Here is a 25,872-nt window from a genome sequence, read left to right as displayed (position 1 = left end):
CGCCGGCTGTGCGCCCGGCTGCGCCGCGCCGCCCGGCTGCTGCCCGGCGGCCTCGCCGCCCCGCGGCGCGTCCGCGGCCGGGGCCGCCCGCAGGATCTCCTGGTACGCGGCGCTCAGCCGCTGGCCCGGGTCGACCCCCAGGTCGTCGTCGAGCAGCTGCCGGGTGCGGTGGAACCAGGCGATCGCGTCGGACTGCCGCCCGGAGCGGTACAGCGCCAGCATCAGGGCGGCGATCAGCCCCTCGCGCAGCGGGTTGGCGACGGCGGCGGGGTGCAGGGCGCGCACCGCCTGCTCGTGCTCGCCCAGGCCCTCGTGGGCCCGTGCCAGGGACTCCACGGCGCTCAGCCGCCGCTCCTCCAGGGCGTGCGCCGCCGCCGCGAACGGCGGGCTGGCCACGGTCCCGGTGAGCGCCGGGCCGCGCCACAGGCCGAGCGCCTGGCGGAGCAGCTGGACGGCCTCGGCGGGGGCGGACTCCGGGCTGGCCTGGGCGGTCAGCTGGTCGAAGCGCTGGGTGTCGATCAGGGATTCGGGGACGCGCAGCAGATAGGCGGAGCTGTGGGTGGCCAGCTCGACGCCGTGGTCCTCGGCGCCGCCCTCGGCCAGGGCCGCGCGGAGCCGGGAGACATGGCCCTGGATGACGGTCCGGGCGTGGGCGGGCGGCTCGTCCTCCCACAGGCTGGATATCAACTGCTCCACGGACACCGTCGCGTTGGGGCGCAGCAGCAGCATCGCCAGCACGCTGCGCCGTTTGGCGGGCCCCAGCGGAAGCTCGACGGGTGCTGCTTGCGGCCCCGCGGTGACAGTGACGGGACCCAGCAGGGAGAAGTCCAACTTATGCCCCCAGGAAGGCGTGCAGTGCCTTGGCCAGCAGCCGCGGGTCCTGTGCTCCGCACAGCTCCCGGGCCGAGTGCATGGACAGGATGGCGATGCCGATGTCGACGGTGGCGATGCCGTGCCGGGCGGCGGTGATCGGCCCGATCGTGGTGCCGCACGGCATCGAGTTGTGGGAGACGAAGGTCTGCCAGGGGACGCCGGCGCGCTCGCAGGCGGCGGCGAAGACGGCTCTCCCGGCGCCGTCGGTGGCATATCTCTGGTTGACGTTCACCTTCAGGATCGGACCGCCGTTGGGCCGCGGGTGATGGCCCGGCTCATGGCGCTCCGCGTAGTTGGGGTGGACCGCGTGGCCGGTGTCGGAGGACAGGCAGACGGTGCCCGCGAAGGCCCGCGCCCGCTCCTCGTACGCCCCGCCGCGGGCGAAGACCGAGCGCTCCAGCACCGTGCCGAGCAGCGGGCCGTCGGCGCCGGTGTCGGACTGGCTGCCGTTCTCCTCGTGGTCGAAGGCGGCCAGCACCGGGATGTACGGCGGCTCCTGGTGGGCGGCGGCGATGAGCGCGGCCGTACCGGCGTGCACGGAGACAAGGTTGTCCATCCGGGGTCCGGCGACCAGCTCGCGGTCCCGGCCGAGGTAGGCGGGCGGCTCGACGCTGTGGGTCATCAGGTCCCAGCCGGCGATCTCCTCGGCCGCGACCCCGGCCTCCTCGGCGACGAAGCGGATCAGGTCGCCCTCCTCGACGCCGCCGAGCCCCCAGATGGGCGTCATATGGCGCTGCTTGTCGAGCTTGAGGCCCTCGGTGTTGACCGATCTGTCGAGGTGCACGGCGAGCTGGGGCACTCTCAGCAGCGGCCGGTCGACGGTGACGAGATGGTGGGAGCCGTCCCGGAGGGTGATCCGGCCGGAGAGCCCGAGGTCGCGGTCGAGCCAGGTGTTGAGCAGCGCCCCGCCGTAGATCTCGACGGCGATCTGCCGCCAGCCGTGCGCACCGGTGTCGGGAATGGGCTTCACGCGCAAATTGGGAGAGTCGGTGTGAGCGCCCACAATCCGGTACGGAGTGGCGGCCTCCGCCCCCTCGGGGACGTACCAGGCGACGATCGCGCCACCGCGCAGCACGAACCGTCCACCGGCCGTCCCGTCCCAGGGCGCGGTCTCCTCGATCCGGCGGAACCCGGCCTTCTCCAGCCGCTCCGCGGCGCTCGCCACGGCGTGGTACGGCGAGGGGCTGGCGCGGAGGAAGGACATCAGGTCATCGGTGTGGCCGCGGTCGATGCCGGGTTGTGCGCTCATGTGCTCAGCATAGATTCGCCGGGGGGCGGCTCGCCCTGGTGCGGGAGCGGCAGCCATCCGTGGGGCCACGTTGATCCAATCTGATGAAAGCACGTCAGCTAACGCGAGAAGTCGGGCGAATCGGTCGATATTCCCCGTGATCAAGCAACGTCGCACTGAGTCGTTACTCGAGGGGATACCGGATGCGCGTTCTTCGACACCTGCTTGTCGTCCTGGGGTCGCTGCTGCTGCTGTGCGCCGGCGGACCGGCCATGGCCAAGCCCGTCACGGACCTCACCGCGGGGCTGGCCCCCGTGGCGTCTCCGGAGCCGGTGGCGGCGCCCTCACCCGGCCCGCGGCCGGTGGGCGGCGGGGACGGCGAGGGCAAGGGTCACCCTCCCTGTCCCAGCACGAACCGCATCGGGGGGACCAACACCGCACCGAATCCTCCGCTCGACCGCTACTACCAGGGCGACTGGCGGCTCGGCCCCGCTCAGCTCCCCCGCTACGGCGCGATCGGGCGCATGCTCGAAGGCTATGAACGACTCGACCACTTCCCCACCGCCTCCTCGTTCCTCAACTGTTACTGGAATGAGCGGACGAACGGCTGGTGGTTCCCGTACCCCGACGGCTGGGTCCTGCTCAACGGGTCGCCCCTGCACACCACGGTCCAACTGAAAGTCGGCCAGAAGGTCGACCTGTTCGGCAGCGGTTTCGGCCACTTCCTGGCCCCGGCGGGCACGCCCTACGCGGAGCGCGCGCTGCCGCCCAGCAACCTCAACACCCTCGACCCGGCGTATCCGAACGGCTACCACCTCTACGAGGTCACCCAACCCTTCCTGGTCGAGGGCGGTCCCATCCGGCCCTGGTTCGGCCAACCCGGTTTCGGCCTCCAATATCTGACCGGGCCTTCGATCCCCCAACTCGTCGCGGCCGGTAATCTCCGCCCGCTCAACTGAGGGCGGATCCTGGACCGGTGGACAGAACGGAACTCGTCCGGACCCTCCGCGACGAGCAGGTGCCCGACGCGCTGTACGACATCCCGGGGGTGCAGGACATCCCGGTGCAGCCGGACGCGTACTACTACCTGCGGCCCGCGCCGGACGGCGGCTGGGAGACCGGCCTGCGGGAGCGGTCCCTGGACCGGGACGCCAGCCGGTTCGCCACCGAGGACGAGGCGTGCCGGGACCTGCTGGAGAAGCTGAGGGCCCGCCCGCGCCCGCCGGAGGGCGGGGGCGAGTCGATCGACGAGCTCCTCGCACAGGGCGAGGAGCTCAGGCGGTGGGCCCGCGAGGAGGTCGAACGGGCGCTGCGGGAGCGGCGGTCCGAGGACGACGAGCGATGACGACGACGATGAGCGACGACGATGAGCGACGACGAGCGATGACGCCTTGACACGCGCACAGACCAGGAGGCCGGCCGCCCCGCTGGAGGATGGGACGGCCGGCCCCCTGGTCCGTATGTGAGGGAGGCCCTTAGAACGCGGCCTCGTCCAGGTCCATCAGACCCTTGTCGACCGACTCGGCGAGCGAGCGCTGCACCGAGACGCCCGGCAGCACCTCGTGGGCGAAGAACTTCGCGACGGCGATCTTGCCCTCGTAGAAGGAGCGGTCCTTGGTGGAGGCGGTGCCCAGCTTCTCGGCGGCCACGGCCGCGCCCTTGAGCAGCAGGTAACCGATGATCACGTCACCGGAGGCCAGCAGCAGCCGGGTCGAGTTGAGACCGACCTTGTAGATCGAGCTGACGTCCTGCTCGGTGGCGGCCAGGTCGGTGAGCATCGCGCCGACGATCGCCTCCAGGTCCACCGCGGCCTGCGCGAGCTGGTCGCGGGCGGCCTCCAGGTCCTCGCCCCCGGCGGCCTCGGCCAGGAACTTCTTGATCTCCTCCGAGACGACGGTCAGCGCCTGGCCCTGGTCCCGGACGATCTTGCGGAAGAAGTAGTCCTGGCCCTGGATGGCGGTGGTGCCCTCGTACAGGGTGTCGATCTTGGCGTCCCGGATGTACTGCTCCAGCGGGTACTCCTGGAGGTAGCCGGAGCCGCCGATGGTCTGGAGGGACTGCGCCAGCTGCTCGTACGCCTTCTCCGAGCCGTAGCCCTTGACGATGGGCAGCAGCAGGTCGTTGAGGCGGTTCACGGCGGAGGTGTCCTCGCCCGCGGCCTCCTTGACCAGGACCTCGTCCTGGACCGAGGCGGTGTAGAGCACCAGCGCGCGCAGGCCCTCCGCGTACGCCTTCTGCGTCATCAGCGAGCGGCGCACATCCGGGTGGTGGGTGATGGTCACCCGCGGCGCGGTCTTGTCGGTGAAGGCCGCCAGGTCCGGTCCCTGCACCCGCTCCTTGGCGTACTCCAGCGCGTTGAGGTAGCCGGTGGAGAGGGTGGCCATGGCCTTGGTGCCGACCATCATCCGGGCGAACTCGATGATCTTGAACATCTGGCGGATGCCGTCGTGCTTCTCGCCCAGCAGCCAGCCCTTGGCCGGGTGGTCGGCGCCGAAGGTCAGCTCGCAGGTGTTGGAGACCCGCAGACCCATCTTGTGCTCGACGTTGGTGGCGTACACGCCGTTGCGCTCGCCGAGCTCGCCGGTCTCCCAGTCGAAGTCGTACTTGGGGACGACGAACAGCGACAGCCCCTTGGTGCCGGGCCCCGCGCCCTCGGGGCGGGCCAGCACGAAGTGGATGATGTTGTCCGAGAGGTCGTGCTCACCGGAGGTGATGAACCGCTTCACACCCTCGATGTGCCAGGTGCCGTCCTCCTGCCGGGTCGCCTTGGTGCGGCCCGCGCCGACATCGGAGCCGGCGTCCGGCTCGGTCAGCACCATGGTGGAGCCCCACTGCTTGTCCACCATCAGCTGGGCGATCTTCAGCTGCTCCTCGGTGCCCTCGTCGTGCAGCACCCCCGCGAAGGCCGGGCCCGAGGCGTACATCCAGATCGGGGCGTTGGAGCCGAGGATGGTCTCGGCCGAGCCCCACAGCAGCGAGCGGGGGCAGACGGTGCCGCCGAGCGACTCCGGGACGCCCAGCCGCCACCACTCGGCCTCCATATAGGCCCGGTAGCTCTTCTTGAACGACTCGGGGAGCGGCGCCGTGTGGGTCTTGGGGTCGAAGACGGGCGGGTTCCGGTCGGAGTCGGCGTAGCTTTCGGCCAGCTCGTGCTCGGAGAGCCGGGATATCTCGGCGAGCACGCTCTTGGCGGTGTCGACGTCCATCTCCGCGAACGGTCCGGTGCCATACACCGTGTCGCGCCCGAGCACCTCGAAGAGGTTGAACTCGATGTCGCGGAGATTCGACTTGTAGTGCCCCATGGCGACGGCTCCGTAGGGATCGGGAGGCCAGGACCTCTGCGTTGACGCGTATCAGATCAGCTGATGCCATGATGCTACCCGTGGGTAATAAAGGGCAACCCTCAACCGGGTAACTGTGACTCAGTACGCTTCTGCGCATGTACGGCTACGACCAGAACGCGAGCGCAGGGCAGGGCTACGCCGCCCCGCCACCTCCGCCGCAACAGCAGCCGCATGCGTCACATCACGCGGCGGGTGCGGGGTACGGCCAGCAGCCGCTCTACCCGGAGCCCTCCCCGCCGTCGCTCGCCGACGCGGTGCGGGCCTTCACCACCGGATCGATGTCGGCCGAGGACTTCCAGCAGATCTTCGCCGGGTCGAAGGTCTACTGCCCGCGCGGTGACAACCCCGGCTTCCTGGCGCTGCACAACACCCAGCAGCCGGTGATCCCCATGTTCACCTCGCTCAAGGAGCTGCGGAGGTACGCGGGCAAGGAGTCCAAGTACTTCGTGATCACCGGCGCCGAGGTGATCGACCTGCTGCCCACCGGGTATGGCTTCGTCCTCGACATGGAGGGCGAGCACCGGATCGTCTTCGACGCGAAGGCGGTGGAGCAGATGGTGGACTTCGCCATGCGCCGTATGTACGGCTAGCTCCGCATACGTCCGGATATCACCGGTCGCCTCGTAGGGCGCTCGGGTGGAAATAAAGGCCCCCTTGCGGGTCGTTCACTGTTCAACTAAGTTGAATGGTGAACGACCGAGGAGGCCGTCATGCCCGCAGTGACCGTAGAGAACCCGCTGACCCTGCCGCGCGTCGCGGCACCCGCCGAGGCACGACAGCGCCCCGTGCTCGCCGTCACGACCGCTCCCAGCGGTTTCGAGGGCGAGGGCTTCCCGGTGCGCCGGGCCTTCGCCGGTATCGACTACAAGCACCTCGACCCGTTCATCATGATGGACCAGATGGGCGAGGTGGAGTACGCGCCGGGCGAGCCCAAGGGCACCCCCTGGCACCCCCACCGCGGCTTCGAGACCGTCACCTACATCATCGACGGCATCTTCGACCACCAGGACTCGCAGGGCGGTGGCGGCACGATCACCAACGGTGACACCCAGTGGATGACGGCCGGCTCCGGCCTCCTCCACATCGAGGCCCCGCCGGAGTCCCTGGTCGTGTCGGGCGGCCTCTTCCACGGCCTCCAGCTGTGGGTGAACCTCCCGGCCAAGGACAAGATGATGCCCCCGCGCTACCAGGACATCCGCGGTGGCCAGGTCCAGCTGCTGACCTCCCACGACGGCGGTGCGCTGCTGCGCGTCATCGCCGGTGAGCTGGACGGTCACGCCGGTCCCGGGATCACCCACACCCCGATCACGATGGTGCACGCCACGCTCGCCCCGGGTGCGGAGATCACCCTGCCGTGGCGCGAGGACTTCAACGGCCTCGCGTATGTGCTCGCGGGCCGTGGCGCGGTCGGCGCCGAGCGGCGCGCGATCCACCTGGGCCAGGCCGCCGTCTTCGGGGCCGGTGCCGCGCTGACCGTGCGCGCGGACGAGCAGCAGGACTCCCACACGCCGGACCTGGAGGTCGTACTGCTCGGCGGACGGCCCATCCGTGAGCCGATGGCGCACTACGGGCCGTTCGTGATGAACAACCGCGCGGAGCTCCAGCAGGCGTTCGAGGACTTCCAGAAGGGGCGGCTCGGCACGATCCCCGCGGTGCACGGGATGTCCGAAGGCGGAATATAAGGCTCGCCGGGACGATAGGCGAACGAGCCCCGTCCGGATATGGACGGGGCTCGTCAGCGCTTACGGGCGGATCACCCGTCTTTCCGTGGTGTCTCAGTGTTGCCCGGCGCGACGCTTCCGGGTCACGAACGCGGCTGCCGCGCCCGCACCGGCCAGCAGGGCACTGAGGGAGACGATCCTCAGCAGACCGGACGTACCCGTGTTGGCCAGCGAACCGCCGCCTCCGTCAGTCCCCGAGCCTCCGCTGGTCCCCGAGCCTCCACCGGTCCCTGAGCCTCCGCCGGTCCCTGAGCCTCCGCCGGTCCCCGAGCCTCCACTGGTCCCTGAGCCTCCGCCACTCTGGGGGCCCGGATTGTTGGGCGGCTCGGACGACGACGGAGTCGGCGTCGGCTTGGGGTTCGGCGGTGTCTTCTTGGGGATGTACACGCCGGCGTCGATCGTGTGATCGACCTCTCCCGGCTTGTCCGGCGCCGTGACGGGTGCGCGTCCGTTGCACAGCCGCCCGGCCGTCGGCGGGGTCACATTCGAGTCATGTGCCCGGTTGCCACCGGCCCGCGGGAGTGTGAACCGCAGCTTGGTGGCCGCCGGCTCGGTCGGCACCTCGCTGGTGTCCGCGGTGCACACGTCGAACTGCACCGTGTACTTCGCACCCGGCTTGAGCTCGTAGGCGGCGCCGACGCCACCGAAGTAGTACTCACCGGCGGCATCGGTCTTGGTCGTGGCGACCTGCTTGCCGTCGGCGTCCAACAGGTTGATCGTCGCGTCCGGCAGCGGCACCTCATTGCGGCCCTCGGGATCCTGGATCCCATTGTGATCGCCGTCGAACCACACCCGGTTGCCGATCTGGATCGGTGCGTTCGCCGCCTCATAGGCGATGTCGCCGAGCCCACCGGCCTTACCGAACCCGCTCTGTGCCTGACTGACGAACTGGTACGCGTTGGCGGCCGGAGCGTTGCCCGGGCCCAGACCGGTCGCGACGTCGTAGTAGCCGGTCCCCGAGGTCGCGACGTTGACGGTCGGGTCGAACTCCGTGCTGACGACCCACTGCTGCTGCGGAATGTAGGCCACCGACCCCAGCGCGGTCTCCAGGTGCGCGCCGCGGAAGAAGTCGCCCGGGAAGTACTCGACGACATCGTTGCCCTGGCCGCCGTTGGTGGCGGGGGTGGCGTGGTTGGGGCAGCTTCCGGTGCCTTCCCACTCGTATCCACCGGTGGGAGTGGCACAGGCCATGTTGATGTCACCGCCGGCCATACCGTTTTCCGGGGTGTTGTCGTTCGGCCTCGGGTCCAGTCCACCCCAGCTCACGACGTCCATGAACCTGTCGCGGAAACCGAGGATCATCGAACCGTCGCGGGTGAAGGCGAGGGAGGCGAGCTCCGGCTGCGGATCGATGAAGACGTTGCCCACCTTCCGCTCGTCCCACGTGGCGAGGGAGGTGTTCCACGGATTCCAGTGGGTGGACTGGGCGACGTCGTCGGAACCGAAGACGGCGCCGCGCTTGGCGGTGAGCGGCTGGGTCAGCACGGTGTCGAACCGTTCGCCGTCGTAGGTGTAGACGACGGCTTTCAGGTCTTCGCGCTTCTGTGTGCTCTCCGCGCTGCACACGCCACCGACGTAGAGCTTGTTGTCGTGGACCTGAAGACTGAACGGCCGCCAGTCACCGGGGCTCGCGCAGCCCGGGTCCGGGATGCGCACCGTCGCCTCGGGCGCGGATGCGGTGGTCCCGGTCGCGTCGAAGCTGACCAGGCGCCGGGTCAGCAGGTTCACCGCGTACAGCGTCGAGCCGTCCTCCGACAGGGCCAGGCCGCCGATGCTCTCCTTGCCCGGCGCATCGGTGAACCCGGCGTCCTTGTTCATGTTGGTGGCGTCGTGCGGCGTCACCGTGGCGCCCGGCACCTTCGCGAACAGGGTCGGAGCGCTCCCACCGTCGGTCGGCGTGGTGTAGATCGCGTCACCGCCCTCCGGCCCGTACGGGGTGTACCGCCGGGCGAACGCGCCCTGGAACATCCGCTTCCGGTCCTTGTCGTAGGCCAACGCGAACGTCGTGCCCACCTGGTCCTGCGTGTTGAGCGTGGTCGGGCACGCCGTGTCGCCGGGACACGTACCTCGTTTGTCCGTCCCGAACGCCACCAGTGCCCGGGTGTCTTGTGCGTCGGCGGTGTTCTGGATCGGCACGAAATACCGCGAGTCCGGCAGCGTGTAATCGGCCGGATTCCAGACCCCGGTGATCACCGAGTCGTTCTTGCCATCCGACACGTCCACAAAGGTCGTGAAGCTGTCGAAGTGGTTTTCCGCCGTCGAGGCCGGCGCCGCCCGCAGGGACTTGTTGTACGGCGCCGGGATGGTGACATCGACGCGGTACTGGCCGCCGGTCAGTTCGGTCGACTTCGAGACCACCACCTTTCCGGTGGCGTCCGTGGTGCCGGTGACCCGATGGCCGGAAGGGTCGGTCACCCGAACCTTCATGCCCCGCTGTGGCACATCCATGGTCGTGTTGATCACGCCGGTGCCGAAGAAATCCCGCAGCACCTGAACCGTCAGGGTGCCGTCGCCGGGTGAGGCGGTGGCCGTCCCGGCCGTCGCGCCCATGGCGCTGCCCAACAGTACGAAAGTGCAGAGGCCCACTCGTGCCAGTGGACCCGTACGCTTCCCGGCTGTCCGGCGTAACCTTCCACATACTCTTCGCACAGCCATCACTCTCCCCTCGTGATGTGAACCGACCACCCGTCTCCAGTGGTGTATCCGCGTCCCGGCACCGGGTGACACGTCGGTCATGAAAAGGGCCCACCGCTGTTTCGGTGGGCCCGGTCGTTCTTGGTCGTCCCGGCCGATGTGGCGAATTCAGGGACTCGGGAGTGCCATTCCGAGACGAGCCGCATTTGGCCTCGCTTCCCACACGGAAACAGCACAACAGTCTGAATTGTCATCCTGAACCGCCCCATCAGCAGCGATACTGTAGCGGGTGTGACCCAAGATCGGGGGGAGAGCAGGGAATGAATAAGCGGAACGGGTTAGCAATGCGCCGGGTGCGTTGTCTGAAAATCAGACACGTTTTCTCGCGGCGCGCGTCCGGTCAGCGCCGATGGCCGCGGCCACGCTGGGTGGTGGCCGCGGCCATCGGCGGTGTGGCCGTCGCGGTGGCCACGTTCCTGATCGTCGACAGCGGCTCCGCCCCCACCGGTCCAAGGGAACTGACCTCGGATCAGGCGGGCCGTCTCGCGGTCACGCGGTTCCTCAACTTCCAGGCGGGCGGGCGCGCCCTGACGATCGACGTGCCGGGCACCGCCGGTGGGCTGACCATCACCGGATCCATCGACTACCGCGGCAAGATCGGTTACGGCGTGGTGCACGGCACCGGGCGCGATACGTCCAGCGACGGGCTGATCCAGTGGACGGCCACCACCGTGTTCGTCCACCCGATGGCGAACGCCCCGGCGAAGGCACCGGCACGGCCGCCGGGGTCGGGCTGGTACGGCCGTCCGCTGCAAGGGCGCGGCAGTTCGCTGGACAGTTCGCTGGCCATCGCGCTGAAGCTCGGCAACGACCGGCCGGACAACGCCGAACTGCTGCCGCAGAACGGTGCCGCCTGGGTTGGACGGGACCGGTTGGACGGCCACCAGGTGGACATCATGACCGGGCCGAGCGCCGCCCGTGCCACGACCGGTACGGCGTCGTCCGGTCCGACGGGCACGGGTGCCGTGCGGTACTGGATCGGTTCGGACGGCACCATGTACCGGGTTCGGGTCGGCGTGGCCTCCGCATCGGAGCCGGTGGTCATCGATTTCGACACCCAGAAGTACGTTCCGGTCCGGCCGGTTCCCGGAGTCGGTCCGACGCGGTAGCCGCGGCTCAGGACGTCCGCACCCGCGCGCCCGTGGCGAGCAGTGACGCCGACGGCAGTCGGAAGTCCGCCGTGTCCGGTAGCGCCGGAACGGCCGGAACGGCGGTGGCGCCCGCGGTCGTGGCGTTCGGGAACTGCGGTTGTCGCTCGGGCGCCGCCACGTCGGTGAACGGGATACCGCCGGGCGCCGTCGGCTTCGCCCAGGTGCCGGACGGCGAGGACGACCGGGCGGGGCGCGGGCAGGAGGCGATGGTCGCGAGCCGGGCGGGCACCGTCGTCCGCAGATCGTTGCCGCGCAGGCAGTTGTCCCGGCCCTTCGTGGCGGTGGGGAACGTCCAGCCGACGTCAACGCTGTTGTCGGCGAAGGTGTTGTCCATGATCCGGTTGCCGTTCGGCGGTATGTCAGCGGTTGCGGTGATCACCATCCCGGCGTTGCCGTTGCCGGTGATCCGGTTGCGGACGAACTGGTTGTCGGTGCCGCCGTCGACGCCGATGCCGATGCCCCATCCGCCGTCGGCCTGTTCGGGGGTGGCGGGCTGCTGGTTGGCCGCGATCAGGTTGCCCGCGATGACGGCGTCCTTCTGCGGGAGCAACTTCTCCTGGTGGTCGGAGTTGGTGGTGAGCCCGACCCGGTTGCCGACCAGGCGGTTGCCGACCACGTACATGTCGCCACCGGCATTGGTGCCTTCGTAACCGACCGCGTTGAGTTCGGCGATGTTGTCCCGCACCACGATGCGACAGGGCTTGCACTGCCCGACATAGATCCCCGAGTCGGCCGAGCCCGACGCGTACGAGTGCTCGATGACACCGTTCTGCGCGGAGAACGCGTAGATGCCGTACAGCCCGTTGCGGGTCGCGGTCACATGGGAGACCAGGAACGACTTCAGGAAGGTGACGGGCTCGTCGCCGGTGTCGTAGCCGCCGGACTGCCCCGGCGCTCCGGCGGCCGCCTTCGCCGAGCCGGTGACCAGGACCCCGTTCTGGGTGTTGTTCCGCACGGTCAGGTTCTCCACGGCCACCCCGGGAGCGGCGACGACGATGCCGTTCGGTTGCCGTAACCGCCCGTCGATGACGACCTTGTCCCGGGACTTGCCGCGAAGAGTGACGCGGGCCTTCGATATCTTCACCGACTCGTGGTAGACGCCCGGCGCGACCAGCACGAGATCGCCGGGCCGGGCCAGGGCCACCGCGGCCGAGATCGTCGGGGCGTCGGCCGGCACGTTGATCGTCACATGCGCACCGGACGGTCGTCGGCCGTCGTCCGACCCGTCATCGCCCCCGCCGCAGCCGGCCAGTACGGGTGCCAGTGTGCCGAGTACCGCGGCCATCAGGCGAAGACGGAGACGAGGCATGGCCTCATCCTGGCACGAGCGCGGACGGGGTCGCAGGCGCTGATACGGATATGGCACAGTTCACACTGTGTGCCAACCCGACTCCCGCCCGTCACGCCGCGCGCTTCTCGGTGCCGCCGGTACGGTGACCGCCGCCGGCCTCTCCGCCGGGTGCCAGGCGAGTTCCGACCGGCCGGACCGGTCCGACGGCCCCGCGCCGACCCCGCCGGTGTCACCAACGGGCCGCTACCAGGCGGGCATCACGCTTCCCCAACCGGCCCAGCGGAACCTGCTGGCCGTGGTGGCCGACATCGTCGACGCCGGGTCCGTCCGTCCCTTGCTGGCCGGACTCGGCGAGGCCATCCGAACCCTCACCGCGGGGACCGACGCACGGCTGATGGGCCTGGAGCCGGGCGATCTGACCGTGACGATCGGGGTGGGCCCCCGGCTGGTGCGCAAGGTCGATCCCGCCCTGCCCGGCGCCGAGGACCTCCCGCGGTTCTCCCGCGAGCAGATCGCCCCCCGGGCACGCGGCGGCGACCTGCTGATACAGATCTGCTCCGCCGACGCCTTGGTGTTACCGGTGGTGGCCGCCGCGCTTCTGGAACAGGCCGGTGACCGGGTACACGAACGCTGGCGGCAGTCCGGGCGCCGCGGTCCGAACGTGCCGGTGGCCAGGGGCCTCGCCGCGCCACGGAACCTCTTCGGCTTCGTCGACGGCATCGTGGGCCCCCACACCAAGGCCGAACAACAACGCCACCTGTGGTTGGCCGGACCGGCTCCGGTCGCCGACGGCACCCTCGCCGTCCTGCGGCGCATGGAACTCGACCTGCCGCGGTTCGCCAAGCTGTCCGTCGCCGAACAGGAGGCGGTCTTCGGCCGGCGCCGGGCCAGTGGCGTGCCCCTCTCCGGCGGCACCATCGCCTCGGGCCCGGACCTCGGCGCCAAGACGCCGGACGGACGCTACCTCGTCCCGGCGGATGCCCACGCCCGCAGGGCGCACTCCACCGCGGTCGGCGTCGGCCTCATGCTCCGCCGCTCCTACAGCATCGACGCACCCGCCCCCGGTCTGCTCTTCATGAGCTTCCAGAACGACATACGGACCTTCGCCAACACCCTCACCCGCATGGACAATTCCGACGCCCTGCTGGAATTCACGACCACGACCGCCAGTGCGACCTTCCTGATGCTTCCGGGATTCGACGAGAAGCACCCGCTCGGTTCCCGGTTCTTCCGCTGATCAGCCCGGCCGCCCGTCCGGCGCGGCCTCGTACAGCTCGTACCAGATGCATTTGCCGTCGCCGCGCGGATCCACCCCCCAGTTGTCGGCCAGCAGCTCCATCAGCAGCAGCCCGCGCCCGGAGGAGGCCAGCTCGCCCGGGCGGCGGCGGTGCGGCAGCTCGTCGCTGCTGGCGGCGACGTCCAGCCGCAGCCGCCGGGACCCGTGCCGCCCGCTGACCTCGGCCACCAGCAGGGCGTCCCCGTCGGTGTGCACCAGCACGTTGGTGACCATCTCGGAGAGCATCAGCACCGCCGACTCCATCTGGTCCGGGTCCGCCCAGTCGTGCAGCATGTCGCGCAGCTGCTGCCGGGCACCCGCTATCCGCTCCGGCTCGGCCTGCGCGACCGTGACCGCCGTACGCCGCACCGGCGCCGAACCGGGGCCGACCAGGCACACCTCCGCTTCCCGGCGGATCAACAGCAGCGCTATGTCGTCCTCGCGCCGGTCCGCGAGCGGACCGGTGGTGTGGTGGGAGGGCGGCCCGTGCACCGCCTGCACCAGGGAGTCGGCCAGGACCTCGAGGTCGTCCGAGAGGTCGTCCGAGAGATCGCCCGAGAGGTTGTCCGAGAGGTTGTCCGAGAGATCGCCCGAGCCGAGCCCGCCGGAGCCGGCGGCCGGGATGACGGGCCGCTCGAAGACCTTCCGGAGCCGGTCCCAGCCGGTCTCCAGATCGTGCCCGCCGGTCTCGATCAGCCCGTCGGTGCACATCAGCAGCGTCTCGCCGGGCTCCAGCACCACCCGGGTGGTCGGATAGTCGGTGTCCGGGTCGATGCCCAGCGGCAGTCCGCCGGCCGTGGGCCGGAGCATCATCGTGCCGTCGGCCAGCCGGACCGCCGGGTCGGGGTGGCCCGCCCGGGCGATGTCCAGGGTGCCCGCCACCGGGTCCACCTCCATGTAGAGGCAGGTGGCGAACCTCGGGTCGTAGCGGCCGTCCGGGCCCTCGGGCTCGGCAAGCCCGGCCAGGAAGCGGGAGGCGCGGGAGAGCACCGCGTCGGGGTGGTGCCCCTCGGAGGCGTACGCCCGGACCGCGATCCTCAGCTGCCCCATGATCCCGGCGGCGCGCACATCGTGGCCCTGCACATCGCCGATCACCAGCGCGGTACGCCCCGAGGGGAGCCCGATCACGTCGTACCAGTCGCCGCCGACCTGGAGTCCGCCGCCGGTCGGCACATAGCGCGCGGCCACCGTCAGCCCCGGGATGTCGGGCTTGCTGGCGGGCAGCATCGAGCGCTGGAGCCCGTCCGCCAGCTCCCGCTCGGTCTCCTGGAGCGCGGTGCGGGACAGCGCCTGGGCCAGCATCCGGGCGATCGTGGTCAGCACCGAGCGCTCATCGGGCGAGAACGAGACCGGATGGGCGAATCCGGCCATCCACGCGCCGATGGTGCGGCCCGCGACGATCAGCGGCAGAAACGCCCAGGACCGGCGGATACGGGGGCGGCCCGGAGACCACGCGGCCGGAAACCGGCCGCGATACTCCTCCGGTGTGGGCAGATAGACCGCCCGGCCGGTGCGCACCACCTCCGCCGCCGGATGGTCGGTGCTCAGCGCGATGTCGTGCAGCGGACGGTCGGCGCCCGCCCGCGGCCCGTGGTGGCCGATCACCGAGATCCGCTCGCCCTCGACGCCGAAGACCGCGAGCCCGTCCGGGGAGAAGCCCGGCATGGACAGCCCCGCCGCCACCCGCAGCACCTCGGCGGTGGACATCGCCTCCGCCAGTGCCCGCCCCGCGTCCAGCAGGAACGCCTCGCGGTTGCGGCGCCAGTCGCCCGTTATCGGCGGGCCGCCGGCCGAGGTGCCCGGCAGCGGGTCCGGGACCTCCTGGAGGGTGCCGAGCAGGTAGTAGCCGTCCTCGCTGCCGCCCCGCGCTATCGGCCGGGAGCGGGTGCGCACGGTCCGCAGTACGGTGCCCTTCTCGTCCACGATGCGCAGCCGGGCCTCGGCCAGGGTGCCCTCGGCCACGGCGAGCTGGACTATCGCCTTGACCTCCAGCCAGTCCGCGGGGTGGAAACAGGCGCGGGCGGCGGCCTCGGGGAGGGTGACGGGCTCGGCGGGAAGGCCCACCAGCCGGGCGGCCTCCGCGTCATAGCTGACGGCGCCCGAGACACTGTCCCAGCGCCATAGGCCGGTCGCTATGGCGGCCAGCAGGTCCTCGGTGCGCATTGCACTACCTTATGGGGATTTGCCAACCGCTTACCAGTGAGGGTCGCGGCGCCGGTAGGCTTGGCCGGAAGCTTCCCGAGGGTACGTACGCCTCCCGATCGACACGACTTGGATGAATGATGCATCGGTACCGGTCCCACACGTGTGGTCAGCTCCGCGCCGCTGACGTCGGCACCGACGTCCGGCTCTCCGGATGGCTCCACAATCGACGGAACCTGGGCGGCATCCTCTTCATCGATCTCCGCGACCACTATGGCCTGGTCCAGCTGGTGGTGCGCCCCGACACCCCCGCCAACGAGGCCCTGAGCTCCATCAGCAAGGAGACCGTCGTCCGCGTGGACGGCCGGGTCATCGAGCGCGGCGCGGACAACGTCAACCCCGAGCTGCCGACCGGCGAGATCGAGGTCGAGGTCTCGGACGTCGAGGTGCTCGGCGCCGCCGACCCGCTGCCCTTCACCGTCTTCCCCGAGGACGGGGTCGGCGAGGAGCGGCGGCTGGAGTACCGCTTCCTGGACCTCCGCCGCGAGCGCATGCACCGCAACATCATGCTGCGCTCCGCCGTCATCTCCGCCATCCGGCAGAAGATGACCGCGCAGGGCTTCAACGAGCTGGCGACGCCGATCCTGTCCGCCACCTCCCCCGAGGGCGCCCGGGACTTCCTGGTCCCCTCCCGGCTGCACGCGGGCAAGTTCTACGCGCTGCCGCAGGCCCCGCAGCAGTTCAAGCAGCTGCTGATGATCGCGGGCTTCGACCGCTACTTCCAGATCGCGCCCTGCTTCCGCGACGAGGACGCCCGCGCCGACCGCTCGCCCGGCGAGTTCTACCAGCTCGACGTCGAGATGAGCTTCGTCGAGCAGGAGGACGTCTTCGGCGTCATCGAGAAGGTCATGACCGAGCTCTTCGAGGAGTTCGGCGGTGGCCGCCATGTGACCTCGCCGTTCCTGCGGATCCCGTTCCGCGAGGCCATGCTCAAGTACGGCTCGGACAAGCCGGATCTGCGGGCCCAGCTGGAGCTGCGGGACGTCAGCCACATCTTCGAGGGCTCCGGCTTCAAGGCGTTCGCGGACAAGCACGTGCGCGCGCTGGCCGTGCCGGACACCGCCGAGCAGCCCCGGAAGTTCTTCGACCAGCTCGGTGAGTTCGCCTCTCAGCAGGGCGCCAAGGGGCTGGCCTGGGTCCGGATCGGCGAGGACGCCAAGCTGACCGGTCCGATCGCGAAGTTCCTCACCGAAGAGGACGTCGAGAAGCTGGTCGCCGAGGTCGAGGGCAAGCCCGGCACGTCGATCTTCTTCGGCGCGGGCGACTTCGACGAGGTCTCCAAGATCATGGGCGCGGTGCGGGTCGAGGCCGCCAAGCGGGCCGGCCACTTCGTGGAGAACGTCTTCCGCTTCTGCTGGATCGTGGACTTCCCGATGTTCGAGCGGAACGAGGACACCGGACAGATCGAGTTCTCCCACAACCCCTTCTCCATGCCGCAGGGCGGCCTGGAGGCGCTGGAGACCAAGGACCCGCTGGACATCCTCGCGTGGCAGTACGACATCGTCTGCAACGGCGTGGAGCTGTCCTCCGGCGCCATCCGGAACCACGAGCCGGACGTCATGTACAAGGCGTTCGAGATCGCGGGCTACTCCCGGGACGAGGTCGAGCGTGAGTTCGGCGGCATGCTGCGCGCGTTCCACTTCGGCGCCCCGCCGCACGGCGGCATCGCCCCCGGCGTGGACCGCATCGTGATGCTGCTGGCCGACGAGCCCAACATCCGCGAGACCATCGCCTTCCCGCTCAACGGCAACGCCCAGGACCTGCTGATGGGCGCGCCCAGCGAGGTGGACGAGGCCCGGCTGCGCGAGCTGCACCTGTCGCTGCGGAAGCCGCCGCAGGTCAAGCAGGCCGAGAAGGGCGAGAAGGCGGGCGAGACGACGGGCGAGAAGGCGGAGAAGCCCGCCGAGTAGGCGAGGCGGCCGGACGATACCCACGGGCGGGGGCGTGCCGAACGGCGCGCCCCCGCCCCCGTGTGTGCGGGGGTAGGCGTGGCCGAATGCCGCTCTTCGCACAGCCATTCACAGCCCGCACCCATGGGGCTGCCAGGTTGGCTCCCTACTGTCCCGGCCCATGACCGAACAGCAGAGCAGCAACGGCCTCGAGCCGCAGCCCCAGCGGGACATGACGAGGCGACGGGTCGTGGTGGCGGGCGGCGCGGCGGTCGCGGCGGCGGGCCTGGGAGCGGCCGCCGCCACCACCGCCGCCGCGGGCGAGACCTCCGCGTCCGCCTCCTCCGCCACCCCCTCGTCCTCCGCGTCCTCCGCGTCCTCCCCGTCCGGCGAGGTCTGCTACCGGCTCACCTCGGAGACCACCGAGGGGCCGTACTACATCGACGCCGACAAGATCAGAAAGGACATCACCGAGGGCAAGGAGGGCATTCCGATGACCCTCCGCCTCAAAGTGATCGACTCCGACAGCTGCGAACCCGTGGCGAAGGCCGCCGTCGACATCTGGCACTGCGATGCGCTGGGCCTCTACTCGGGCTACGAGAGCTCCAGCAGCGGTGGCGGCGGCACTCCGCCCACCGGCACCCCGCCCACCGGCACTCCCACCGGGACGCCGACCGGAGGGCCGCCCGGCGGCGGAGGCGGCCACCAGGACCCGACCGACGACAAGCGGTATCTGCGCGGCACCCAGCTGACCGACCGGCACGGCTTTGTCGAGTTCACCACGGTCTTCCCCGGCTGGTACCGGGGCCGCTGTGTGCACATCCACACCAAGGTGCACGTGGGCGGCAAGATGACCGACTCCGGCTACGAGGGCGGCCACACCTGCCACACCGGTCAGCTCTTCTTCGCCGAGGAGGCGGTGCTGGACTCGGCGAAGGTGGCCCCGTACAACACCAGCACCACCGAGCGCACCACCCTCGACGAGGACGGGATCTACCCCGGCAACGGTGCGCAGGGCGGGCTGCTGAAGCTGAAGTACCGCAAGGGAAAGATCGAGAAGGGTGTCGTCGGCAGCCTCACGCTGGGGGTCGACCCCGACGCGACCCACGACGGCACGGACCTCTGACGCCCTGGGGCCCCTGACCCCTGGGGTCCCCTGAGCCCTGGGTCCCCTGGCCCCTGGGGTCGTCCGAAGCCCCGGGGTCACAGCCTCCGGTCGACGCCGCACGGTGTGCCCCGGTCCGCGCGGGCGGCCCGGTGCACGGCGCGCAGCAGCCGCTTCGGGGTGGTCCGGTGCTGCCATAAGACCGCTTGGACGCCGTACTCCATCACCGCCATCAGCTCCGTCTCCCGGAGCTCGCCCGCGATCAGCACCACCCGCTGCCGACCGCCCCGCACCAGACGGCGCAGCTCCGCCCCGGCACGGTCGTCGAGGCGCTCGGCGAGCATGACGGCGACGGTGCCGCGGGGCTCGTCGCCGAGCGGGCATGGCCGGTCGACCAGCTCGACGCTGGGCTGATGCTTCAGATGACGCACGACCCCGGCCCGGCTGAGCGGGTCGGGGCCGTGGACCGTCACCGTGACACGCGCGTCCGGCACTGTGTTCCTCGATTTCCCGGTGGCTATGGACTCCACAGGGTCATCGAGGGGGCTAAACGAACGGTTGCCGCGCGATCAATACGTGCGTGAGGGGGCGCAGGAGGGGTCTTGCCCGGCGCCGTTCGCCGGCGCCGCGCGGAGCCCACGGGTCTGGGGTGGAGCCCCAGCCGCGCGGCGGGAGCCGCTATGCGGCGCCGTTCCCGTTCTGCTCTTCGCCGCCGAAGCGCTGCCGGAAGGCGTCCAGGTCCTCCTCGGTGATCTTCGCGAAAAGCACCGGGGGAACCGTGAAGGCCGTACCCGCCGGGACCGACGCCAGCGCCTTCGCCTCCTCCTGGCCGACCCAGATCGCGGTGTCCTCACCCAGCGCGAACGCCGACCGCATGGCCCGCGCCGAGGCCGGGATGAACGGCTCGGAGACGATCGCGTAGAGGTGGATGAGGTTCATCGCCGTACGGAGGGTGAGGGCCGCGGCCTCCTGGTCGGTCTTGATCTCCAGCCAGGGGGCCTTCTCCTCGAGGTAGGAGTTGCCCGCGCTCCACAGGGCCCGCAGCGCCGCCGCGGCCTTGCGGAACTGGAGCGCGTCCATGTGCTCCTCGTACTCCGCCAGCAGCCGCGCGATCTCCTCGCCCAGGCGCTCCTCCGCCTCCCCGGCGGCCTTCCCGGCCGGGACCTCGTCGCCGAACCGCTTGCGCGAGAACGACAGCACGCGGTTGACGAAGTTGCCGAGGGTGTCGGCCAGGTCCTTGTTGACCGTGGCGGTGAAGTGCTCCCAGGTGAAGGAGGTGTCGTCGGACTCCGGGGCGTTCGCCATCAGGAAGTAGCGCCAGTAGTCGGCGGGCAGCACCTCGAGCGCGGCGTCGGTGAACACCCCGCGCTTGGCGGAGGTGGAGAACTTCCCGCCGTAGTACGTCAGCCAGTTGAACGCCTTGACGTAGTCGACCTTCTTCCAGACGTCCCGGGTGCCCAGGAGGGTGGCCGGGAACATCACCGTGTGGAACGGGACGTTGTCCTTGGCCATGAACTCCGTGTAGCGGACCGTCTGGTCCACGTCGTACCACCACGACTTCCAGTCGCGGTTCGCCGGGTCCTGGTCCGCCCACTCCTTCGTGGCTCCGATGTACTCGATCGGGGCGTCGAACCAGACGTAGAAGACCTTGCCCTCGGCCGCCAGCTCCGGCCAGGTGTCGGCCGGCACCGGCACGCCCCAGTCCAGGTCACGGGTGATCGCCCGGTCCTGGAGGCCCTCGTTCAGCCACTTGCGGGCGATCGAGGAGGCCAGCGTCGGCCAGTCCTTGCCGTGCTCGTCGACCCAGGCGGCGACCTCGTCCGCCAGCTTGGACTGGAGGAGAAAGAGGTGCTTGGTCTCCCGGACCTCAAGATCGCTGCTGCCGCTGATCGCGGAGCGGGCGTCGATCAGATCGGTCGGATCGAGCACGCGGGTGCAGTTCTCGCACTGGTCGCCGCGGGCCCGGTCGTAGCCGCAGTGCGGGCAGGTGCCCTCGATGTAGCGGTCGGGGAGGAAGCGGCCGTCGGCGTTGGAGTACACCTGGCGGATCGAGCGCTCCTCGATGAAGCCGTTCGCCTTGAGCTCACGCGCGATCGTCTGGGTGATCTGCACGTTCTGCGCGGAGGAGCTGCGGCCGAAGTAGTCGAAGGCCAGCCCGAAGCCGTCGTAGATCGCCTTCTGCGCGTCGTGCTGCTGGGCGCAGAACTCGTCGACCGGCAGCCCGGCCTCCTTGGCGGCCAGCTCGGCGGGGGTGCCGTGCTCATCGGTGGCGCAGATGTAGAGGACGTCATGGCCGCGCTGGCGCATATAGCGGGAGTAGACGTCGGCCGGGAGCATGGACCCCACCATGTTGCCCAGGTGCTTGATCCCGTTGATGTAGGGAAGGGCGCTGGTGATGAGGTGTCGAGCCATTGCAGGCTGCTCCCGAGTCGATACGGTAAGTGACAATTCGCTCTGCTGAGCCGCCCATATCGTATCCGAGTGACGGGGGCCACCCGCGCGGCGTTTTTTCCGCGGCGGATGGCCCCCGGGGTGGCGCCGGGGTGGCGCCGGTGTAGTGCCGGTGCGGCGCCCGGTCGGGTGGGGTCGCCCGTCAGCCCTGCTCGCGGGCGGCCAGCCAGCCCGGGAACTTCTTCAGCAGCTCCCGGTACAGCTCGGCGTCGGCGACCGTACGGGGGTCGAGCCCGGCGTGGAAGAAGCCGGTGTTGTCGACCGCCCGCTTCTCCGGGACGGCGAGGGCGGGCGAGGTGTCCAGCTTCCGCAGGAAGTCGAACCCCTTCGCCTCCGGGTCCCCGAACGCCAGGAACTGCCAGAACAGCGGCAGCCCCGCCGCCTCGCACAGCGCCTTCTCGGCGGCGGTCTTGGTGGTGGGCGCGCCATCCGTCTGGAAGATCACGAACGCGGGGTCGGTGGTCCCGGACGCCTTGTAGTGCTCGATGACGGCGTTGACGGCGGTGTGGTAGTTCGTCCGCCCCATGTGCCCGAGCGAGCCGTGCAGCTCCTCGATCCGGCCGGTGTGCTGGTCGAGCTCGAGGTCGGCGGTGCCGTCGATGTCGGTGGAGAAGAACACGACGGGCACGGTGCCGCTGGTGTCGAACTGCGCGGACAGGGCGAGCGCCTGCCCGGCGAGATGCGACACGGTGCCGTCCTTGAAGTACCCCCGCATCGACCCGGACCGGTCCAGCACGAGGTAGACGACGGCCCGCTGCCCGCCCAGCCCACCCTCCTGAACGGCCTCCCCGGCCGCACCGTACGCCCCGACGAGCTCAGGCGCCCGCGCCGTGAAGTCGGCGAGAGGGATGGCGGCGGCCGCGGAATCGGCTGCGGCCGTGGGTTCGGGCGTGACGTCGGCCTCGGGTGCGGATTCGGCTGCGGCGTCGCTCGCGGCGGCCCCCGCCCCCGCCTCCGGCCCGGCGTCGGCTTCAGGCGCTGCCTCGGGCTCGGGCTCAGAGTCGGCCCCGGGTCCGCTCGCGGCGGCGGCCTCAGCCTTCGCTTCCGCGGGCTCGTCGGCAGCGGGGGCGACGTCGTCGCCAGCCTCCGTCTCGGCGTCGGCCTCGGGTCCGCTCGCGGCTGTGGGCTCGGCCTCTGCCTTGGTGGGCTCGTCGGTCGCGGGGGCGGCGTCGCCGCCAGCTTCTCCCTTCGCCTCGGCGTCGGCACTTGCCTCCGCCGCCGGGGCTGCCTCTGCGTCGGCGTCAGCCTTGGGCCCGGCGTCAGCCTCTGTGGCTGCCTCAGCCTTGGGCTCAGTGGCCTCTGCTGCCGCCTCAGCTTCGGGCTCGGTCTTGGCCGTGGACTTGGGCGCCTTGGCGGGCTTCGGTGCGGGGGCCTCGGCAACCTTGGGCTGCGGCGTGGCGTTGGCTTCGGCCTTGGGGGCATTCGAGGCTGTGGGTTCGGCCTCCGCCTTGGTGGGCTTGTCGTCAGCCGCTGCTTCGGCCTCGGCGGCCTCGGGCTCGGCGGCGGCACTGGGCTCTGCCGCCACGGCCTCGGCGGGCTTGTCGTTGGTCTTGGCCGTGGACTTGGGCGCCTTGGCGGGTTCCGGTGCGGGGGCCTCCGCAACCTCGGCCTTGGACTCGTCGTCAGCCTTGTCAGTCGTCGCCTCTGCCGCCGGGGCATCGGCGGCCGCGGCCACCGCAGGCGCGGTGGCGGGCTCCGCCTCGGGCTCGGCCGTGGTCTCGGGCTCGGCGGCGGGCTTGGGCTCGTCCACCTTGGCCTCCGACTTCGGCTCGGCGGCGGCCGCTGCCGCTGTTGCCCCCTCAGCCGGAGTCTCCTCGCCCGACGTTGACGCGTCCTCGTGCGCGGGGGACTTCAGGATCTCGTCGAGGGACTTCAGCGGGGCGGACAGCGCCGGGTCGTGCCCGGATTCGTCGTCCCCGGAGTCCCCGGAGTCCCCGGCGTTCCCGGCGTCCCGGGAGTCCCGGGAGTCCTCGGAGCCCCCGGCGTCCCCGGAGTCCCGGGACGAGGCCGGGGCCTTGGTGTCCCCGGCCGCGGCCGCGGTCCGCTCGGGCTTCGGCTCAGCCTGCGACTCAGCCTGCGACTCAGCCTTCGGCTCAGCCGCAGGCTCCGGCGCGGGCTCGGGCCTGGCGTCCGACTCGGGCTTCCCCTCGGCCCTCTGGTCCACCGTCGGCTGCGCCGACTTGGGCTGGGGGTCCGGGACAACCGCCGCCTCCGGCGCAGCAGAAGAATCGTCCACCCCCGTGGTTCGGGAGCGGCCGAAAACTTTGCGCAGTAGGTCCCGTATGCCCATGGGAGATACCTCTCACGTGTCGAGTGCGGTGCATGGCGGTGCATGACCGTGGTGCCGAAAGGCTAGCGGGCCGTCCGGCGGCCCTCGTCCGCCGATTCCGCTCGCGCTTCGTTCACCTCTGGTTCAGGCGTTCGTCGCCGCCATGCGGTTCTACGCCCATAGCTTCGCCGCCAAAGGATCCCGACGTCATGTCGGCCCGGACCGCGTCGGCGCGCTGCCCATGCGGGGCCCGGCGAAGCCCATACGTGAACACCCTTACGGAGGGGAAGACGTGCGCAACCTCCTGCCGCTCATCAGCTCACACCCGGGCGGTCGTTCCGCACTGACGTGCCGGTACCGCTGTGGCGACGCCTGCCTTCACGAGACGCCGAACACCAGCGACAACGCCTACGTGGGCGATGTCATCGCCGGCGCCGCCTCGCGCCGTGCCCTGCTGCGGGCCGGTGCCGTGGTGACCGTGGCGGGCGCGGCCGGTGCGGTCGCGGGGGAGCGGGCGCCGGGGGCGTCCGCCGCGGCCGGCGGCGCGGCCGCGGAGCACAAGGCCGCGGCGAAGAGCAAGGCCGCCCGCGGCCTCCGCTTCGCGCCGGTCGCCCCCAACACCGAGGACACCGTGGTCGTCGCCGACGGCCACGACCAGAACGTGGTGATCCGCTGGGGCGACCCGATCCTGCGCGGCGCGCCCGCGTTCGACCCGGACCGGCAGAGCGCCAAGGCCCAGGCGGGCCAGTTCGGTTACAACAACGACTACATGGCGGTCCTGGACGTCCCCGGCGAGCGCGACCATCAGCTGCTCGTGGTCAACCATGAGTACACCGACGAGGTGCTGATGTTCTCGGGTTACGACCCGGAGAACCCCACCCGTGAGCAGGCCGAGATCGGCTGGGCCGCGCACGGCCTGTCCGTGGTCGTGACGGCCGAGGAGCGCGGTCTTGGCCGGCTCACCGCGCTGTCCCGCCACCGCCTCAACCGCCGTATCACCGCGACCACTCCGTTCGAGGTCACCGGCCCGGCGGCGGGCAGCGAGCTGCTGCGCACCTCCGCCGACCCGACCGGCAAGCGGATCCTCGGCACGCTGAACAACTGCGGCGGCGGCATCACCCCGTGGGGCACGGTGCTCTCCGGCGAGGAGAACTTCAACCAGTACTTCGCCAACGGCGGTTCGGTCACCGACCCGGTCACCGCGGCCCGGCTCAAGCGCTACGGCATCACCGGCGCCGCCTCCGAGCGCAAGTGGGAACGGTTCGACGACCGTTTCGACGCGGCCAAGGAGCCGAACGAGACCAACCGCTTCGGCTGGGTGATCGAGATCGACCCGTTCGACCCCGAGGCCACCCCGCGCAAGCTGACCGCGCTGGGCCGCTTCAAGCACGAGGCCGCCGAGCCCCGGCTGACCACCGACGGCCGTCCGGTCCTCTACATGGGCGACGACGAGAAGTTCGACTATTTCTACAAGTTCGTCTCCGCCAAGCGGATGATGAAGGGCAACAGCCGCATCGCCCGCGAGCACAACCGCACGCTGCTGGACGAGGGCACGCTGTACGTCGCCAAGTTCACCGGTGACAGCCCGTCCGCCGAGATCGACGGCTCCGGAAAGCTGCCCAAGGACGACGAGTTCGACGGCGCCGGCGAGTGGATCCCGCTGGCCTGCGGCGACCGCTCCTTCGTGGAGGGCATGACCGCCGAGGAGGTCTACGTCTTCACGCGTATCGCCGCCGACAAGGCGGGCGCGACGAAGATGGACCGCCCCGAGGACGTCGAACCGAGCCCGCGCACCGGCCGGGTCTACATCGCGCTGACCAACAACACCGACCGCGGCAAGGAGGGCAAGGCCCCCGCCGACGAGGCGAACCCGCGCAACGGCAACAAGCACGGCCAGATCCTGGAGCTGACCGAGCGCTGGAACAACGCGGGCTCCACCCGCTTCAACTGGCGGCTGTTCCTGGTCTGCGGCGACCCCGAGGACCCGAGCACCTACTTCGGCGGCTTCCCCAAGGACCAGGTCAGCCCGATCTCCTGCCCGGACAACATCACCTTCGACGCGTACGGCAACCTGTGGATATCCACGGACGGCAATGCGCTCGGCAACCACGACGGGCTGTTCGGCGTGGCCACGGCGGGCAGCCGCCGCGGTGAGGTCAAGCAGTTCCTGACCGTGCCGAACGGCGCCGAGACCTGCGGGCCCATCGTGCAGGACCGGCGGGTGCTGGTGGCCGTGCAGCACCCGGGCGAGCTCGACGGCGCGAGCGTCGAGAAGCCCGCGTCCACCTGGCCCGACGGCCCGGGCAAGCTGACCCGCCCGTCCGTGATCAGCGTCTGGCGGCGCGACGGCGACGACATCGGCGCCTGAGGCGCCTCAG

At 70.6% G+C, this 25,872-nt stretch carries 18 protein-coding genes; 9 read left to right on the top strand and 9 right to left on the bottom strand.

From position 1 onward, the window contains the following. Window positions 1–831: AfsR/SARP family transcriptional regulator (locus ABD329_RS15135; RefSeq protein ID WP_344316471.1), on the bottom strand; the 831-nt coding region annotated here is incomplete at its 3' end. A 1-nt stretch (window position 832) separates the two neighbouring features. Then, complete coding sequence (locus ABD329_RS15130) at window positions 833–2,122, bottom strand: M18 family aminopeptidase (protein ID WP_198275861.1); 1,290 nt, start codon at window positions 2,120–2,122, stop codon at window positions 833–835. Window positions 2,123–2,304: 182 nt separating this feature from the next. Between ABD329_RS15130 and ABD329_RS15125 the strand changes: the two genes are divergently transcribed. After that, complete coding sequence (locus tag ABD329_RS15125) at window positions 2,305–3,060, top strand: TNT domain-containing protein (protein ID WP_246618272.1); 756 nt, start codon at window positions 2,305–2,307, stop codon at window positions 3,058–3,060. 17 nt (window positions 3,061–3,077) lie between these two features. Then, a complete protein-coding gene (locus ABD329_RS15120; RefSeq protein WP_198275862.1) occupies window positions 3,078–3,446 on the top strand; it encodes a hypothetical protein in 369 nt (122 codons plus the stop codon). A 130-nt stretch (window positions 3,447–3,576) separates the two neighbouring features. On the opposite strand, the gene ABD329_RS15115 is transcribed toward ABD329_RS15120, so the two are convergent. Further along, window positions 3,577–5,403 carry an acyl-CoA dehydrogenase gene (locus ABD329_RS15115; protein WP_198275863.1) on the bottom strand — a complete coding sequence of 609 codons (1,827 nt, stop codon included), beginning with the start codon at window positions 5,401–5,403 and terminating at the stop codon, window positions 3,577–3,579. A gap of 137 nt (window positions 5,404–5,540) precedes the next feature. On the opposite strand from ABD329_RS15115, the gene ABD329_RS15110 reads away from it, so the two are divergent. Continuing rightward, window positions 5,541–6,035 carry an SseB family protein gene (locus ABD329_RS15110; protein ID WP_020869891.1) on the top strand — a complete coding sequence of 165 codons (495 nt, stop codon included), beginning with the start codon at window positions 5,541–5,543 and terminating at the stop codon, window positions 6,033–6,035. Window positions 6,036–6,155: 120 nt separating this feature from the next. Beyond that, window positions 6,156–7,127 (top strand): pirin family protein, encoded by a 972-nt coding sequence (locus ABD329_RS15105; RefSeq protein ID WP_198275864.1) that lies wholly within the window; start codon window positions 6,156–6,158, stop codon window positions 7,125–7,127. Window positions 7,128–7,220: 93 nt separating this feature from the next. Here the strand turns inward: ABD329_RS15105 and ABD329_RS15100 are convergent, their stop codons facing one another. Then, a complete protein-coding gene (locus tag ABD329_RS15100) occupies window positions 7,221–9,716 on the bottom strand; it encodes an SdrD B-like domain-containing protein (protein ID WP_246618275.1) in 2,496 nt (831 codons plus the stop codon). A 548-nt stretch (window positions 9,717–10,264) separates the two neighbouring features. On the opposite strand from ABD329_RS15100, the gene ABD329_RS15095 reads away from it, so the two are divergent. After that, on the top strand, window positions 10,265–10,969 hold the full coding sequence (locus ABD329_RS15095; protein ID WP_198275874.1) for a hypothetical protein: 705 nt from the start codon (window positions 10,265–10,267) through the stop codon (window positions 10,967–10,969). 7 nt (window positions 10,970–10,976) lie between these two features. On the opposite strand, the gene ABD329_RS15090 is transcribed toward ABD329_RS15095, so the two are convergent. After that, window positions 10,977–12,320, bottom strand: a complete 1,344-nt coding sequence (locus ABD329_RS15090) for a right-handed parallel beta-helix repeat-containing protein (protein ID WP_198275866.1) — start codon at window positions 12,318–12,320, stop codon at window positions 10,977–10,979. Between the two features lie 124 nt (window positions 12,321–12,444). On the opposite strand from ABD329_RS15090, the gene ABD329_RS15085 reads away from it, so the two are divergent. Further along, window positions 12,445–13,539, top strand: coding sequence for a Dyp-type peroxidase (locus ABD329_RS15085; RefSeq protein ID WP_425574337.1), 1,095 nt, complete (start codon window positions 12,445–12,447; stop codon window positions 13,537–13,539). Here the strand turns inward: ABD329_RS15085 and ABD329_RS15080 are convergent, their stop codons facing one another. Continuing rightward, window positions 13,540–15,741: an ATP-binding SpoIIE family protein phosphatase gene (locus ABD329_RS15080; RefSeq protein ID WP_344316468.1), complete on the bottom strand. Its 2,202-nt coding sequence runs from the start codon at window positions 15,739–15,741 to the stop codon at window positions 13,540–13,542. 119 nt (window positions 15,742–15,860) lie between these two features. Here ABD329_RS15080 and aspS point away from each other — a divergent pair, with 119 nt between their 5' ends. Both aspS and ABD329_RS15070 read left to right on the top strand, forming a co-directional pair. Beyond that, window positions 15,861–17,690: an aspartate--tRNA ligase gene (aspS, locus tag ABD329_RS15075; protein WP_198275875.1), complete on the top strand. Its 1,830-nt coding sequence runs from the start codon at window positions 15,861–15,863 to the stop codon at window positions 17,688–17,690. 160 nt (window positions 17,691–17,850) lie between these two features. Beyond that, complete coding sequence (locus ABD329_RS15070) at window positions 17,851–18,795, top strand: intradiol ring-cleavage dioxygenase (RefSeq protein WP_198275869.1); 945 nt, start codon at window positions 17,851–17,853, stop codon at window positions 18,793–18,795. Between the two features lie 77 nt (window positions 18,796–18,872). Here the strand turns inward: ABD329_RS15070 and ABD329_RS15065 are convergent, their stop codons facing one another. From ABD329_RS15065 to ABD329_RS15055, 3 genes are all read right to left on the bottom strand, one after another. After that, window positions 18,873–19,268 (bottom strand): DNA-binding response regulator, encoded by a 396-nt coding sequence (locus ABD329_RS15065; protein ID WP_198275870.1) that lies wholly within the window; start codon window positions 19,266–19,268, stop codon window positions 18,873–18,875. A gap of 184 nt (window positions 19,269–19,452) precedes the next feature. Beyond that, on the bottom strand, window positions 19,453–21,186 hold the full coding sequence (metG, locus tag ABD329_RS15060) for a methionine--tRNA ligase (protein WP_198275871.1): 1,734 nt from the start codon (window positions 21,184–21,186) through the stop codon (window positions 19,453–19,455). A 181-nt stretch (window positions 21,187–21,367) separates the two neighbouring features. Beyond that, the gene (locus ABD329_RS15055; protein ID WP_344316466.1) at window positions 21,368–23,515 is read right to left on the bottom strand and encodes a VWA domain-containing protein; all 2,148 of its coding nucleotides are present in this window, start codon (window positions 23,513–23,515) and stop codon (window positions 21,368–21,370) included. 271 nt (window positions 23,516–23,786) lie between these two features. On the opposite strand from ABD329_RS15055, the gene ABD329_RS15050 reads away from it, so the two are divergent. Next, window positions 23,787–25,862 carry a PhoX family protein gene (locus tag ABD329_RS15050; RefSeq protein WP_344316465.1) on the top strand — a complete coding sequence of 692 codons (2,076 nt, stop codon included), beginning with the start codon at window positions 23,787–23,789 and terminating at the stop codon, window positions 25,860–25,862. Window positions 25,863–25,872 lie beyond the last annotated feature (10 nt).

It is taken from the genome of Streptomyces javensis, from assembly GCF_039525925.1.
Taxonomy (GTDB): Bacteria; Actinomycetota; Actinomycetes; order Streptomycetales; family Streptomycetaceae; genus Streptomyces; species Streptomyces asiaticus.
This window is presented reverse-complemented; position numbering and strand designations above follow the sequence as displayed.